Here is a 13,412-nt window from a genome sequence, read left to right on the forward strand (position 1 = left end):
TTTCAAACCCGCCGCCATACCCGCGAAACCGTTAGGTTAGTCTTACCTAAGCCTGGATAGGGGGACCGAGAGGGCTCGGGGAAGGGGGCACGGATGACGGCGAAGGGATGTCCGCACTCCGCGTTCAGCCATACCGCGGAGATGCCGGTCCATGCCAGCGCGACGGTCGGCGCCCGCTTCTGGCTGCTCATCGAGCACACCGGCCCCTGGGCGTCCCACCTGGAGGACTGCGACCTGCCCGAGGACGTGCGCACCCTCGTCAAGCGGGCGACGCACCTCGGCATCCGCCCCCAGCTGATCCGCCGGCCGGGCCGCCGGACGGCGCCCCCGGGGCCCGGCGTCCACGTCATGGTGGGCGACGCGCGCGGCCCCGAGCCGTGGCTCGCCGAGGCCGTGATCGCAGACCCGGACGATCTTGACCTTGACGCGCTGGTGGCCGGAGTGCTCCCCAAGTCCTGCATACTGGTGAGTGAGCCGGTTTTTCTGGTCTGCACGCACGCGAAGCGCAACGTGTGCTGCGCCCGCATTGGACTTCCCCTAGCTCGTTCGCTGGCCGAGGTTTGGCCGGACAGAACATGGGAAACATCACATGTTGGCGGCGATCGCTACGCCGCCAATCTCGTGTGCTTGCCACACGGCCTCTACTACGGCAGCATGTCTCAGGCTGCTGCGATCGCAGCAGCGGACGCGTACCGGTCCGGCGAGGTTGTTCTCGACCGTTTCCGGGGGCGCGCGGGCATTCCTGAGCCACTGCAAGCTGCCGAGCATTTCGTCCGTGCCCACACGGGAGAGCTCTCGGTCGGCGGAGTGGCCGTGGAGTCCTCCAGGTCGGACGGCGAAGCCACCGAGGCCATCGTGCGCGGTAGCGACGCTCGTTTTCGGGTAGTGGTTGAACCCATGACGCTCACGGCGCCATGTGGTACGGCTTGCGCCGACACGATCACCACCTATCGGCTGGTCATGCTGGACAGGCTCACGTCTGTGCGGTACGCCACGCCCGTGCCGGCCTGATCGGGGAACATCGCGGCTGATCCACGCGTTGGCACCAAGGATGTCAAAAGCGTCCAATGCGGCAGTAACCCGAAATTCTTCTCACTAGAAGGTGGTTTTCTCATGTCTCAGGTACGTCGGCAGACCGCCCGTCCTCGGCCCAGCTGGGGCTGGCAGGATGACGCCGCGTGCCGGGGCGAGGACCTCGTGCTCTTCTTCGGTCCCGATGGTGAGCGTCAGCCCGAGCGTGACATCCGCGAGCGCAAGGCCAAGGCCATCTGCGCCCAGTGCCCCGTTCGCGCCGAGTGCCTGGACTACGCGCTGTCCCGTCCGGAGAAGTACGGCACCTGGGGCGGTCTGAACGAGGACGAGCGCGCCTCCGAGCGCCGTCGTCGCATGCGCCGCGCCGCCAGCGCCGGCATCAGCGCCGTCGCCTGAACACCTCCACCCGGCTTCCCCCCGTACGTGTGATCTCGCTGATCCCCTGAAACCGCAGCGAGATCACACGTCGTCGCATCCGGGCCCGTCACGTGCGGGCCCTCCCCCTCCTCAGAGCGGAACCGCGAGGACGTCGCCGAGCGGGACTCCGGCGCCATCCCACCGCGTGCGAGCGCGGCGCCGGGGCCGTTCCCTCCGGCCCGGCGGCCGGAGAGAACCTCCCACACCTCGAACAGCGGTCACCCCGCGGCTCAGGGCCGGTTGCGGCCCGCCTTCCGCATCTCCTTGTGGATGACCTTCCACTTGCTCTGCAATTCCTTGCGGAGCCGCGCGTCGGTCCGCGACGCCATCCAGGCGGCCTCCCGCTGCAGCTTCCGCCAGCTGGCCAGCCGCCGCTCGGGGAGCGTGCCGTCCTCGATCGCGGCGACGACCGCGCAGCCCGGCTCGCTGTCGTGGCCGCAGTCGGCGAACCTGCACTCCTCGGCGAGCTCCTCGATGTCGGCGAAGACCGCCTCCACGCCCTCGCCCATCTCGTACAGGCCGATGCGGCGGATGCCGGGCGTGTCGATGACGAGCCCGCCGCCGGGCAGCGGGATGAGCTCGCGGTGCACGGTGGTGTGCCGGCCCCGGCCGTCGCCCGCGCGGACCTGCTGGGTCTCCATCACCGCCTCCCCGGCCAGGGCGTTGACCAGCGTGGACTTGCCCGCGCCCGAAGCGCCCAGCACCACCGCGGTGCGGGAGCCCTCCAGGTAGCCGCGGACGAGGTCCACGCCCTCGCCGGTGACGGAGCAGACGGCGTGCACGTCCACGCCGGGCGCGGCCGAGGCGACCTCGTCCATCAGGAAGGCGAGGCCGTCGCCGATCAGGTCGGCCTTGGTGACCAGGACCACCGGGTGCCCCCCGCTCTCCCAGGCCAGGGCGAGCAGCCGCTCGATCCGGCCCAGGTCGGCGGTGTCGGTGGCGTGCAGGGCGGGCTCGGCGACGAAGACGACGTCGACGTTGGCGGCCAGCACCTGGCCCCGGGAGTCACCGGACAGGCCGCCCTGCGAGGTCCGGCCCACCCCTCCCCGGACGAAGGCGGTACGGCGCGGCAGCAGCGCCTCCAGCTCGAAGCGCCCCTCGGGGAGCCGGCGGAGCGCGGCCCAGTCCCCCACGCAGGGCAGGTCGACCGGGTCGGCGGCGGCGGCCCGCCGTACGCGGGCGCTGTAGTGGGCGGTCAGCTGGCCTTCGGCGCAGAGCACCTCGGCGGCGCCGCGGTCGACGCGGGCCACCCGGGCGGGCAGCGTCCCGGCGGGGAGCCCGGCGGCGAGGGAGTCGTTCCAGCCGAGCGCGGAGAGATCGTAGAAGTCAGGAAGAACTGACGAGGACAACGTGGGTACACCCTTTGTGGAAGACCGGGTGCCCCGCGCTGTGAAGTCGGCTAGGCGGACACCCGGAGGTTGACGGACGGCGGGGTCGTCAGAAAGGCCCGCATAGTCCTCACCTCCCTCTCGTGTCGTCGCCACCCGGCGTCACCGGGCGGCACGTGGCCGGGTCCACTATAACGCGGACCCGGCCGGTGTCCGCAAACGCTTTTCCGCCCGCGCGCCGCGCGGGCGGTCAGGTCACAGGCCCGGGGCCGGGAAGCGCGAGGTCAGCTCGCGCACCTCGCCCTGCACGCGGGCGACGACGTGCTCGGCCTCGTCCTCGCCCTTGGCCAGGGCGGTGACGACCTGGTCGATCCAGACGCCGATCTGCCGCATCTCGTCCGTACCCATGCCCCGGCTGGTCACGCCGGCGGTGCCCAGCCGGATGCCCGACGGGTCGAACGGCTTGCGCGTGTCGAACGGCACCGAGTTGTAGTTGGTCTCCAGCCCGGCCCGGTCCAGGGCCTGGGCGGCGGGCTTGCCGCCGACGCCCTTGGGGGTCAGGTCCATCAGGATGAGGTGGTTGTCGGTGCCGCCGGAGACCAGGTCGAAGCCGCGGGAGTTCAGCTCCTCGGCCAGCGCCCGGGCGTTGGCGACGACCTGGTGGGCGTAGGCCTTGAACTCCTCGGTGGCGGCCTCCCCGAGCGCCACCGCGATGGCGGCGGTGGTGTGGTTGTGCGGGCCGCCCTGCAGGCCGGGGAAGACGGCCTTGTTCAGCGCCGCGGCGTGCTCGTCGGAGGTGGCCATCAGCATGGCGCCGCGCGGGCCGCGCAGCGTCTTGTGCGTGGTGGTGGAGATGACGTCGGCGTGGCCGACCGGCGACGGGTGGGCACCGCCGGCCACCAGGCCGGCGATGTGCGCGATGTCCGCGGCGAGGACGGCGCCGACCTCGCGGGCGATCTCGGCGAAGGCCGGGAAGTCGATCGTGCGCGGGATCGCGGTGCCGCCGCAGAAGATCAGCTTGGGGCGCTCGCGGAGGGCGATCTCGCGGACCTCGTCCAGGTCCACGCGGCCGGTGTCCTTGCGCACGCCGTACCGGACCGGGTTGAACCACTTGCCGGTGGCCGAGACCGACCAGCCGTGGGTGAGGTGGCCGCCGAAGGGCAGGCCCATGCCCATCACGGTGTCGCCGGGCTGCAGGAAGGCCATGTAGATCGCGAGGTTGGCGGGCGAGCCGGAGTAGGGCTGGACGTTGGCGTGGTTCACGCCGAACAGCGACTTGGCCCGCTCGATCGCCAGGGTCTCGATCTGGTCGATGACCTGCTGGCCCTCGTAGTAGCGCTTGCCCGGGTAGCCCTCGGAGTACTTGTTCGTGAGCACGGTGCCCGTGGCCTCGAGCACGGCCTTGGAGACGTAGTTCTCCGACGCGATCAGCTTGACCGTGTCGGTCTGGCGGCGCTCCTCCGCCTTGATCAGATCGGCGATCTGCGGATCGACGCTGGAAAGAGAACCACTCATGGCGCCTTCACTCCCTGCCTACGTTGACGACACGCGGAGACCCAGGCGCGCGGCCTCCGCCGTTTCCGCTCCCCGGTGGTTGTTCCACCAAATGCGCCAGTCGCGCTTAGACGATATCGGACCGTCCCCCGCGGCTGACCCGTCCCGTGCCGTCGGCGGGCCAGAGCCGGTCCACCTCGGCGTTGAGCGTGGCGCCGATGAGCACGGCCAGGGCCGTGATGTACAGCCACAGGAGCACCGCGATCGGGGAGGCCAGCGAGCCGTAGATGGACACCGGCGTGAACCAGTCGGCCAGCACCGCGCGCAGCACCGCGGCGCAGGCGATCCAGATGATGAGCGCCAGCACGGCGCCGGGCATCTCCCGCCACCAGCGCGTGCGAACCGGCACGCTGACGTGGTAGAGCAGGGTGAGGAAGAAGACGGATCCGACGACCACCACCGGCCAGTAGAGCACGTCCACCAGCCCTCCGTAGTCGGGCGGCAGCGTGCCGCGCAGCGCCTCGGGCCCGAGCACCAGGACCGGCATGACCAGCAGGCCGCTCAGCAGGCCCGCGAGATAGAGCCCGAAGGACATCAGGCGGGTGCGGATGATGCCGCGCTCCTCGCCGAGGCCGTAGGCCACCGTGATCAGGTCCACGTAGACGTACAGCGCCCGCGAGCCCGACCAGAGCGCGAGCACGAAGCCCAGCGAGATCAGCGAGACCTGGTTCTCCGGTCTCAGCACGTCGTCGATGAGCGGGGTGACCACGGTGTCCACGGCGTTGTCGGTGAACAGCAGGTGGGCCTGCCGGTCGATCCAGAGGCTGACGTCCTGCACGGTCTCCGGCCCGAACACCTTGGTGAGCTGGCCGACCACGCCGATCAGGCCCAGCACGAACGGCGGGAGCGACAGCAGCGCGAAGAAGGCCGCCTCCCCCGCCAGGCCGGTGACCCGGTAGGTGACCCCCGCGTTCGTGGTGGCCACCGCCAGCGCCCACGTGCCGGTGCCGCGCACCCAGGAGAGCCCGGCCCGCAGCCTGGCGCTGTGGCGGCGCAGCCTGGAGTGGCCCCGCGGCCGTCGCCGCTTCGGTCCCGGCCGCCGCGCCGAGGCATCAGTGGACGTCATGGCATCCAACGGTATTCCCCCGCGGCTCCGTCCCACGAATCCGGCCGGTGGCGATCCGCGCCCTTCCGCTGCCCGTGCGACCTGCGGAGAAACCATCCGGAGAGGGAGCGCCCCGCCGGCCTCGCCCGCACCACCGGGCCTCCCGGAGCGGACGCGGGCCCGGCCGCACAATGGAGGCATGATCTGCGACTCCTGCAAGGACCGCCACCACGAGGACTGCCGGGGCGGGTCGTGGTGCGACTGCCAGCACCAGCCCCCCGCCGAACCCCGGGAGTCCCCGCTGGACTGGCCCCGCCAGGGCTGAGGCCGTACCTCCGGGGGCCGGTCCCGGCCCGAGCCAAAGCCCGGACCAAGACCGCGTCCAGAGTGTGGACCCGATATTGGACATCCCGGGCCGCCAAGGTATCGTCATGGACATGCCAGCGGACCCCATGCTCGTCGTGCGACGCCACGTCGACCTTCTGCGTGTCCGCAGCGCGATCTGTCGCAACGCCCGTTGACCGTCGCCCTTCGCTGATTCCATCCGGCTCGGCGCGCGACAGGCGTTCTTCCCCGGAGTAGCCGCTTCCCGCGGAGCAGAACCGGCCCCCGCACTCGATGATGAGGCGGGAGGAGCCTGTGCGTGTCCGTCACGTCTTCCCTTCCATCCGTAAGGACGCGCACACATGACGACCCCGGCCCGCCCGGCCAACCGCCACCACAAGCGCCCGAAGGGCGAAGGCCAGTGGGCTCTCGGCTACCGAGAGCCGCTGAACAAGAACGAGGAACTGAAGAAGAACGACGACGGGCTCAACGTCCGTCAGCGGATCATCGACGTCTACTCCAAGGGCGGCTTCGACTCCATCGACCCGGCCGACCTGCGGGGCCGGATGCGCTGGTACGGCCTCTACACCCAGCGCCGGCCCGGGATCGACGGCGGCAAGACCGCGGTCCTGGCGCCCGAGGAGCTCGACGACCGCTACTTCATGCTCCGCGTCCGCATCGACGGCGGCCGCCTCAGCCTGGAGCAGCTCCGCACCATCGCCGACATCTCCAACCTGTACGGCCGCGGCACCGCCGACGTCACCGACCGGCAGAACATCCAGATCCACTGGATCGAGATCGAGTCGGTCCCCGACATCTGGGCGCGGCTGGAGGCGGTGGGCCTGTCGACCACCGAGGCCTGCGGCGACGTCCCGCGCGTCATCATCGGCTGCCCGCTCGCCGGGATCGACAGCGACGAGGTCCTCGACGCCACCGACCAGGTCCGCCAGATCTACGACGACTACGTCGGCAACCCGGACTTCTCCAACCTGCCGCGCAAGTTCAAGACCGCGCTGAGCGGCTGCCCGGCGCACTGCACCGTGCACGAGATCAACGACGTGGCCTTCGTCGGCGTCGTCAACGAGCAGGGCCAGACGGGCTACGACCTGTGGGTCGGCGGCGGCCTGTCCACCAACCCGATGCTCGCCAAGCGCCTGGGCGTCTTCGTCACCCCCGAGCAGGCCTCCAAGGTCTACGGCGGCGTGATCGGCATCTTCCGCGACTACGGCTACCGCCGCCTGCGCCACCGGGCGCGGCTGAAGTTCCTGGTCAGCGACTGGGGCCCGGAGAAGTTCCGGGAAATTCTCGAATCCGAGTACCTCGGGTACACCCTGCCCGACGGCCCCGCGCCCGCGGCGCCGCGCAGCGAGCGCCGCGACCACGTGGGCGTCTTCCCGCAGAAGGACGGCAACTTCTACGTCGGCTTCACCCCCCGGGTCGGCCGCCTCAGCGGTGACAAGCTGCACCTGATCGCCGACATCGCCGAGCGGCACGGCTCCGGCCGGGTGCACACCACGATCGAGCAGAAGATGGTCGTCCTCGACGTCGCCCCCGACCGGGTGGACAGCCTGGTGGCGGAGCTGGAGGCCAACGACCTGCAGGTCAACCCCTCCACCTTCCGCCGCCAGACGATGGCCTGCACCGGCATCCAGTTCTGCAAGCTGGCGATCGTCGACACCAAGGACACCGCCTCCCACCTGATCGACGAGCTGGAGGCCCGGCTGCCGGACTTCACCGACCAGCTGACCATCAACGTCAACGGCTGCCCCAACTCCTGCGCGCGCGTCCAGACCGCCGACATCGGCCTGAAGGGCCAGCTGGTGGTGAACGACGCCGGCGAGCAGGTCGAGGGCTTCCAGATCCAGCTGGGCGGCTCGCTCGGCGCCGACTCCGGCTTCGGCCGGAAGGTCCGCGGCCTGAAGGCCACCGCCGCGGAGCTGCCCGACTACGTCGAGCGGGTGCTGCGCACCTTCGAGAAGCAGCGGAACGAGGGCGAGACCTTCGCCGCCTGGGCGCGGCGGGCCGACGACGCGGACCTCAAATGAGCGGCAGAGCGGTCCCGTTCCACTGCCCGTACTGCGGCGAAGAGGACCTGGAGCCCTACGAGGGCGACGGCGGCTGGTACTGCCGCTCGTGCGCCCGCGCCTTCAAGCTGAAGTTTCTCGGAATCGGAGTGGTGAGATGACCCTGGTGGACGTGGAGATCGGATTACGTCAGCAGCGCGACGCGCTCGACCTGCAGGACATCGTCGAGTCCGCCGCGCGGTTCCTGGAGGACGCCTCCGCCATCGAGATCATCCGCTGGGCCGCGGCGACCTTCGGCGACCGGCTCTGCCTGACCGCGTCGATGAGCGACGCGCTGATGATCGACCTGGTCAGCAGGGTCAAGCCGGGCGTGGACGTGCTGTTCATCGACACCGGCTACCACTTCGCCGAGACGATCGGCACCCGGGACGCGGTCCGGCAGGTCTACGACGTCAACGTGATCGACGTGCGGCCGTCCCGGACGGTGGCCGAGCAGGAGCGCGACCTCGGCCCGCGGCTGTTCGGCCGCAACCCCGACCTCTGCTGCTTCCTGCGCAAGGTCGAGCCGCTCAACCGGGCGCTGGAGCCGTACCTCGCCTGGGTGTCCGGCATCCGCCGCGACGAGGCCAGCACCCGCGCCGGGATCAAGGTCGTGGAGTGGGACGCCAAGCGCCAGATGGTCAAGATCAACCCGATCGCCCGGTGGACGCAGGACGACGTCGACAACTACATGGCCGACAACGGGGTGCTGATCAACCCGCTGCACTACGACGACTACCCCTCGATCGGCTGCGCCCCCTGCACCCGCCAGGTGGCCCCCGGCGAGGACCCGCGCAGCGGCCGGTGGGCCGGGATGGGCAAGACCGAGTGCGGCATCCACACGTGAACCGCACCCCGTTCCTGCGGGCCCGGCCGGTCCCGCTGATCGCAGTGGCGCACGGGTCCCGCGACCCGCGCGCCGCCGCGACGGTGGAGGACCTGCTGGATCTGGTGAGGGAGGCGCGGCCGGGGCTCCCGGTGCGGGCCGCCTACCTCGACCACGCCCCGCCGACGCTCGCCGGGGTGCTGGCCGGGCAGGCGGAGGCGGCCGTGCTGCCGCTGCTGCTCACCGAGGCCTACCACAGCCGGGTGGACATCCCCGGCGCGCTGGCCGAGGCGGCGGCCCGGCAGCCGCGGCTGCGGGTGCACCGGGGCGCGACGCTGGGCCCGCACCCGCTGCTGACCACCGCCCTGGAGCGGCGGCTGGCCGAGGCGGGCGTGGCCGCCGGCGACCCGGAGACCGCGGTGGTGCTGGTCTCGGCGGGCTCCAGCGACCACCGGGCCAACGCGACCGTCGCCCGGATCGCCCGCGACTGGGCCCGGCGCGGCTGGTGGGCGGCGACCGCCGCCTACGCCTCGGCCGCGGCGCCCGCCCCGGAGGCGGAGGTGCGGCGGCTGCTGGCCGCCGGGGCGCCCCGCGTGGTCGTGGCCCCCTACCTGCTGGCCCCCGGCCACTTCGCCGACCGGATCCGCGCGAACACCCTCGCCGCGGGCGCGGAGACCGTGGCGGACGTGCTCGGCGCGGCCCCGGAGGTCGCCTCCGTGCTGCTGGAGCGGTACGGCCAGGCCCTGGGGAGGACCGAGGTCTCCGCCACCGCCTGACCCGGCGGAGGCGCCCGTCAGGGGGTCCGCGGCGGCGCGCCGGCCCGGTCCCCGCACCGGAGCACGACCATCTCACCGGTGTCCGGGTCGATCTGCCGTACGTCGTCCCGGCATTCGGGCTCGTCCAACCGCCGGACCTCGATCCGCCACGTGGCGTCGAAGCTCCCGCCCGCGGCCAGGAGGGCTTCGACGTCCTCCGTCCCGATGAGCGCTTCGAGGGGGTCCCCGGCATCCGCCTCCGCCGGGCCGGAGGCGCCCGCGCCGGCCCGCAGCACCGCGCCGGCCCGCAGCACCGCGCCGGCCACGGTGTGCCCTGCGGGACGGCGGTCCTGCGGCGGCGCCGTCCAGTGGACGGCGTACACCGGGCTCTCGGTGACGCCGATTCCCGTCTCCTCGCTTTCACCGCTTCCCCGGCCGCAGGGGCCCGCCGTCACGAGCCGGCCGTCGACCCAGAGAGCGGCCTTGGTCACCGGCCCGCTGCACCACAGGGTCACCGCGATCCGTCCGCCTCCGGTCGGGACCGTGAGCTCCTTCCGCATTCCGCCGCCCGTGAATCCCCGCTGCGCGACCAACTCCCCGATGAACGGCCCGCCCCTGGGCGTGCCGACGACGGCGGGTGAGCCCTCCGGCCGGGACATGACGCCGGTCCAGACGTCCTCGGGGACCACGCCCGCGGTCCCGGCGGGCAGGGTGGCGGCCATCGCGACGGCGAGTCCCGCCGCGGCCACCCCGCCCGCCGCGCCGAGGCGGCGGCGCCTGATGCGGCGGGCCCGCCGGTCGACGTCGGCCACGGTCACGCCCCTGCAGGGACCGTCGCCGCTGTCGGTGTCGAAGAGATCGCGCAGATCGCTCTCAGTGATCGTCATCTCAGCTCCGAGGTGAGCGCGGCCCGGGCCGCGGGATCGACGCGCAGCTTGGCCAGCGCCCTGGCGGCCTGGCTGCGCACGGTGGCCACCGAACAGCCGAGGATCTCGGCGATCTCCGCGTCGGGCAGGTCGGCGAAGTAGCGCAGGACCAGCACCGCCCGCTGCCGGGCGGGCAGCGCCGCGAGCACCGAGCGCACCTCGTCGCGCGTCCCCAGGTCGGCGGCCGGATCCCGGCCCGCCTCCTCCGGGAGCGTCTCGGTCGGGACTTCGCCCTTCCACCTCCGCCGCCACCAGGTGGCATGGGTGTTGGCCAGGATCCGGTACACGTACGGGTCGGGGTTCTCCCCGACCCTGCGCCAGGCGAACCACGCCTTGGCCAGCGCCGTCTGCAACAGGTCCTCCGCCGTGCCCCAGTCGCGGCAGAGGAGGTACGCGGTGCGCAGCAGACGGGCCGAGCGCTGCTCGACGTAGCGCTCGAAGTCGGCCCGGTCACGCATGCGGTAGTCCTCACTGATCGGTGGCAGTCACCGAATCACTACCGCCCGGCCCCCGCCGGGCGTTGCACGCCCCGGGGAATCCGTTCTCAGCGCTCCGGCGGGCGCGGCGGCTCGGGGTGCCGCGGCGGGTGGAGGGGAGGGAGCGGGGGGAGCGGGTGGGCCGCCCCGGGCGCCCGGGGCGGCTCGGCGGGCCGCGGAGGATACGGCTGCCCGTACGGGTCCGGCTGCGGGTGAGCCTGCCCGTGCGGCGCGTGCCCCAGGTGCCCCTCCCAGTGCGGGGCGGGCGGCGGCAGCTGCCGGTACGGTTCGCCGGTCAGCTCCCCGCGCAGCTCGCGCCACTGCTCCCGCCAGGCGGCCCAGGCCTTCTTGCTCCTCCCGGCCCGGGCGTCGCCGATCACCTTGACGTCGCCCATGAGGGCGAACGCCTTGACCCGGATCAGCGGCACGTTCGTGCCGGGGGGCGCCTCGAGCACGTCGACCCGCTTGTCCCCCATGATCGCGATGCCCTCGAGCTCGACGTCCACCCCGTCCGGGACGATGACCTTCACGTCGCCCATGACCGCCGTGGCGGCGATGTCCACCACGCCGGTGCGGACCTCGGCGTCCCGCAGGTCGAGCACGACGTCGCCCATCACGGCCACCGCGCCGAGCTCCCCGTCGATGCGCCACTTGCCGCGCCGCTTGGAGTCGCCCATCACCGCCACGAACCAGCGCCGCGCCCGGCCGCCCTTCCCCGCGGGCGCGGGCGCGTGGGCGGGCGCCGGGGCCTGGCCGGCCGGCGGCAGGTCGGAGGTGATGACGGCGAGTTCGGCCTGGGTGACGGCGCTGTAGGCCGCCTCCGTGCGCTCGGTCAGCTCGCCGAGGGTCAGCCGCCCCTCGACCGAGGCGACCCGCAGCCGCTCGACGACGGCTTCCCGCTCGTCGTCCGACGCTCGAATTCCACCCGGATCACTCACAAGTCACAACATATCGCGAGTACCCCGGGCCGGTCTCCTCCCCGAGGAGGAGACCGGCCGTCCACCGGACGGTGCAGAAGCCCGCGGACGCCGTGCCGCGCGGGGCACCGGCGCCCGGGCGTCGCCCAGGACCCGCGCAGGGCCCGCGCCGTCCGGACCGCGTGCCGTACGGCCCGCTCCACCGGCGGAGGCCCGGGTCCGCCTATGATCCGGAGGCATGTACCGAGAGCTTCTGGACGCCGTGACCGCCGGCGACGCCGAGCGGGCCGAGACCCTGCTGCGCAAGGGTGCGCCCGCCGATCCGGCGGACGGCGCGGAATCCACCGCGCTCTACCGGGCGGCGGCGGCCGGCCGCACCGGCCTCGTGCGGGCCCTGCTGGCGGCCGGGGCCGATCCGGGCCGGGTCAGCGGCGGCGAGGAGGAGGGGCTGCCATTGTGCGCGGCGGCGGCCGGCGGGCACGTCGAGGCGGTCGAGGCGCTGCTGGCGGCCGGGGCCGACCCCGCCGGCCGGGAGGCCGGTGGATGGACGCCCGTGCTCTGGGCGGCGGCCGGCGGGCGCGACGGGGCCCTGCACGCGCTCCTGGAAGCCGGAGCCGGGGCCGAGGACGCCAACGACGACGGCGACACGCCGCTCACCCTGGCGGCCCGGCGCGGGGCGCTGGGCGCGGTGCGGGCGCTGCTGGAGGCCGGGGCGGACCCGGCCCGGCCGGACGGGGAGGGCGACACGCCGCTGTCCATCGCCTACGACTGGCTCGGCACGCAGTTGGAGAGCGCCCTGCTGGACCAGGTCACCGACCAGGCCCCCGAGGACGCGGAGTTCGTCGTGGGACGCTCCCGCGCCGAGGACGGCACCGACCTGGTGACCGTCACGGCGGTGGACGGCGAGGGCAGGCCCGCCGTCCAGCTGGAGTGCCAGCGCGGCCACGCGGCCGTCGCCACCCTCCTGGAGGACGCGACCGGCGAGTGGCTGCCCTTCGACGAGCTGGTCGAGCGGGCGCTGCCGTACCGGGACGTCGACGAGGAGGCCGAGACCTGGTGGACGGTGGCGGCCTCGCTGCAGCGGCGCGGCGACCGCGGGACCTTCGACGACGCCGTGCGCCTGTGCGTCAGCGAGGACCCGCGCCGGCGCGAGCTCGCCGTCGACGTGCTCTCCCAGTACGGCTTCACCGAGGACGCCAAGCCCTTCCTGGAGGAGAGCCTGCCCGTCCTGCGCCGGATGGCCGCCACCGAGGGCGACGAACGGGTGCTGCGCTCGGTGCTCGGCGCGCTCGGCCACCACGCCGACCCGCGTGCGCTGCCCGAGGTTCTGGAGATCGTCACCGCCGAGGGCTGGACCCGTACCGAGGCCGATCCGGCGGCGCTGGCCGCGGTCCTGCCGCCCGGCCACGCCGAGGGACTGGCGCTGCTCGTCTCGATGACCTCCGACCCCGACCCGGACGTGCGCGACTGGGCGACCACGGGCCTGGCCGGCCTGGAGGAGGACACCCCGCAGATCCGCGACGCGCTGGCCGCGCGGCTCGACGACGAGGACCTGGGCACGGTGGCCGAGGCCGCGCGGGGACTGGCCCGGCGGGGCGACCCCCGGGCCCGGGCGGGGATCGAGCGGGTCCTGGCCGAGAGCGACGACGACTACGCCAGGGACGTCGTCACCGGCCTCTGACGGCGGCGGGCCGTCGGCCCGGGGCGCCGCGGCACGTGGGGTTACCCATCAGTATCCGGACGAATAGC

15 protein-coding genes and 1 riboswitch are annotated in these 13,412 nt (G+C 73.0%); of the genes, 9 read left to right on the plus strand and 6 right to left on the minus strand.

Translation table 11 applies throughout. From position 1 onward, the window contains the following. Positions 1-93 precede the first annotated feature (93 nt). Complete coding sequence (locus tag HS048_RS27150; protein ID WP_196469071.1) at positions 94-1,011, plus strand: sucrase ferredoxin; 918 nt, start codon at positions 94-96, stop codon at positions 1,009-1,011. 102 nt (positions 1,012-1,113) lie between these two features. Beyond that, complete coding sequence (locus HS048_RS27155) at positions 1,114-1,428, plus strand: WhiB family transcriptional regulator (RefSeq protein WP_012893126.1); 315 nt, start codon at positions 1,114-1,116, stop codon at positions 1,426-1,428. A 251-nt stretch (positions 1,429-1,679) separates the two neighbouring features. Here the strand turns inward: HS048_RS27155 and rsgA are convergent, their stop codons facing one another. The 3 genes from rsgA to HS048_RS27170 all read right to left on the minus strand — a co-directional run bounded on the left by rsgA (position 1,680) and on the right by HS048_RS27170 (position 5,397). Then, positions 1,680-2,798 carry a ribosome small subunit-dependent GTPase A gene (gene rsgA, locus HS048_RS27160; protein WP_068895926.1) on the minus strand — a complete coding sequence of 373 codons (1,119 nt, stop codon included), beginning with the start codon at positions 2,796-2,798 and terminating at the stop codon, positions 1,680-1,682. A gap of 234 nt (positions 2,799-3,032) precedes the next feature. Then, positions 3,033-4,292 (minus strand): serine hydroxymethyltransferase, encoded by a 1,260-nt coding sequence (gene glyA, locus HS048_RS27165; protein WP_068895928.1) that lies wholly within the window; start codon positions 4,290-4,292, stop codon positions 3,033-3,035. A gap of 32 nt (positions 4,293-4,324) precedes the next feature. Then, a riboswitch (ZMP/ZTP riboswitch) is annotated at positions 4,325-4,406 on the minus strand. Beyond that, positions 4,399-5,397 carry a YihY/virulence factor BrkB family protein gene (locus HS048_RS27170; RefSeq protein ID WP_230881898.1) on the minus strand — a complete coding sequence of 333 codons (999 nt, stop codon included), beginning with the start codon at positions 5,395-5,397 and terminating at the stop codon, positions 4,399-4,401. (Overlaps the previous riboswitch by 8 nt.) Before the next feature lie 178 nt (positions 5,398-5,575). On the opposite strand from HS048_RS27170, the gene HS048_RS38280 reads away from it, so the two are divergent. The 6 genes from HS048_RS38280 to HS048_RS27190 all read left to right on the plus strand — a co-directional run bounded on the left by HS048_RS38280 (position 5,576) and on the right by HS048_RS27190 (position 9,365). Next, positions 5,576-5,701 carry a hypothetical protein gene (locus HS048_RS38280; protein WP_255529732.1) on the plus strand — a complete coding sequence of 42 codons (126 nt, stop codon included), beginning with the start codon at positions 5,576-5,578 and terminating at the stop codon, positions 5,699-5,701. A gap of 112 nt (positions 5,702-5,813) precedes the next feature. Beyond that, a complete protein-coding gene (locus HS048_RS39200; RefSeq protein WP_373293860.1) occupies positions 5,814-5,897 on the plus strand; it encodes a putative leader peptide in 84 nt (27 codons plus the stop codon). 165 nt (positions 5,898-6,062) lie between these two features. Next, positions 6,063-7,745 carry a nitrite/sulfite reductase gene (locus HS048_RS27175; RefSeq protein WP_196469072.1) on the plus strand — a complete coding sequence of 561 codons (1,683 nt, stop codon included), beginning with the start codon at positions 6,063-6,065 and terminating at the stop codon, positions 7,743-7,745. Continuing rightward, positions 7,742-7,885: an Insertion element protein gene (locus HS048_RS27180; protein WP_068895933.1), complete on the plus strand. Its 144-nt coding sequence runs from the start codon at positions 7,742-7,744 to the stop codon at positions 7,883-7,885. Before HS048_RS27175 ends, HS048_RS27180 begins: the two co-directional genes overlap by 4 nt. Then, positions 7,882-8,610 (plus strand): phosphoadenylyl-sulfate reductase, encoded by a 729-nt coding sequence (locus HS048_RS27185; protein ID WP_068895935.1) that lies wholly within the window; start codon positions 7,882-7,884, stop codon positions 8,608-8,610. The genes HS048_RS27180 and HS048_RS27185 overlap by 4 nt, the downstream gene beginning before the upstream one ends. After that, a complete protein-coding gene (locus HS048_RS27190; RefSeq protein WP_307832666.1) occupies positions 8,607-9,365 on the plus strand; it encodes a sirohydrochlorin chelatase in 759 nt (252 codons plus the stop codon). Before HS048_RS27185 ends, HS048_RS27190 begins: the two co-directional genes overlap by 4 nt. Positions 9,366-9,382: 17 nt before the next feature. On the opposite strand, the gene HS048_RS27195 is transcribed toward HS048_RS27190, so the two are convergent. The 3 genes from HS048_RS27195 to HS048_RS27205 form a co-directional block, all read right to left on the minus strand. Then, the gene (locus HS048_RS27195; RefSeq protein WP_196469073.1) at positions 9,383-10,231 is read right to left on the minus strand and encodes a hypothetical protein; all 849 of its coding nucleotides are present in this window, start codon (positions 10,229-10,231) and stop codon (positions 9,383-9,385) included. Beyond that, positions 10,228-10,728: a SigE family RNA polymerase sigma factor gene (locus HS048_RS27200; RefSeq protein ID WP_068895941.1), complete on the minus strand. Its 501-nt coding sequence runs from the start codon at positions 10,726-10,728 to the stop codon at positions 10,228-10,230. Before HS048_RS27200 ends, HS048_RS27195 begins: the two co-directional genes overlap by 4 nt. A gap of 86 nt (positions 10,729-10,814) precedes the next feature. After that, positions 10,815-11,684: a DUF1707 domain-containing protein gene (locus tag HS048_RS27205; RefSeq protein ID WP_307832667.1), complete on the minus strand. Its 870-nt coding sequence runs from the start codon at positions 11,682-11,684 to the stop codon at positions 10,815-10,817. A gap of 217 nt (positions 11,685-11,901) precedes the next feature. Here HS048_RS27205 and HS048_RS27210 point away from each other — a divergent pair, with 217 nt between their 5' ends. Beyond that, positions 11,902-13,344, plus strand: coding sequence for an ankyrin repeat domain-containing protein (locus tag HS048_RS27210; protein WP_196469074.1), 1,443 nt, complete (start codon positions 11,902-11,904; stop codon positions 13,342-13,344). Positions 13,345-13,412: the final 68 nt, after the last annotated feature.

It is taken from the genome of Planomonospora sp. ID91781 (assembly GCF_015711595.1).
Taxonomy (GTDB): Bacteria; Actinomycetota; Actinomycetes; order Streptosporangiales; family Streptosporangiaceae; genus Planomonospora; species Planomonospora parontospora.

Excerpts from the sequence above, each read along its gene's own strand:
- HS048_RS27150 (WP_196469071.1), top strand. The coding sequence starts at position 94 with ATGACGGCGAAGGGATGTCCGCACTCCGCGTTCAGCCATACCGCGGAG.
- HS048_RS27155 (WP_012893126.1), top strand. The coding sequence starts at position 1,114 with ATGTCTCAGGTACGTCGGCAGACCGCCCGTCCTCGGCCCAGCTGGGGC.
- glyA (WP_068895928.1), bottom strand. The coding sequence starts at position 4,292 with ATGAGTGGTTCTCTTTCCAGCGTCGATCCGCAGATCGCCGATCTGATC.
- HS048_RS27170 (WP_230881898.1), bottom strand. The coding sequence starts at position 5,397 with ATGACGTCCACTGATGCCTCGGCGCGGCGGCCGGGACCGAAGCGGCGA.
- HS048_RS38280 (WP_255529732.1), top strand. The coding sequence starts at position 5,576 with ATGATCTGCGACTCCTGCAAGGACCGCCACCACGAGGACTGCCGGGGC.
- HS048_RS39200 (WP_373293860.1), top strand. The coding sequence starts at position 5,814 with ATGCCAGCGGACCCCATGCTCGTCGTGCGACGCCACGTCGACCTTCTG.
- HS048_RS27175 (WP_196469072.1), top strand. The coding sequence starts at position 6,063 with ATGACGACCCCGGCCCGCCCGGCCAACCGCCACCACAAGCGCCCGAAG.
- HS048_RS27180 (WP_068895933.1), top strand. The coding sequence starts at position 7,742 with ATGAGCGGCAGAGCGGTCCCGTTCCACTGCCCGTACTGCGGCGAAGAG.
- HS048_RS27185 (WP_068895935.1), top strand. The coding sequence starts at position 7,882 with ATGACCCTGGTGGACGTGGAGATCGGATTACGTCAGCAGCGCGACGCG.
- HS048_RS27195 (WP_196469073.1), bottom strand. The coding sequence starts at position 10,231 with ATGACGATCACTGAGAGCGATCTGCGCGATCTCTTCGACACCGACAGC.
- HS048_RS27200 (WP_068895941.1), bottom strand. The coding sequence starts at position 10,728 with ATGCGTGACCGGGCCGACTTCGAGCGCTACGTCGAGCAGCGCTCGGCC.
- HS048_RS27210 (WP_196469074.1), top strand. The coding sequence starts at position 11,902 with ATGTACCGAGAGCTTCTGGACGCCGTGACCGCCGGCGACGCCGAGCGG.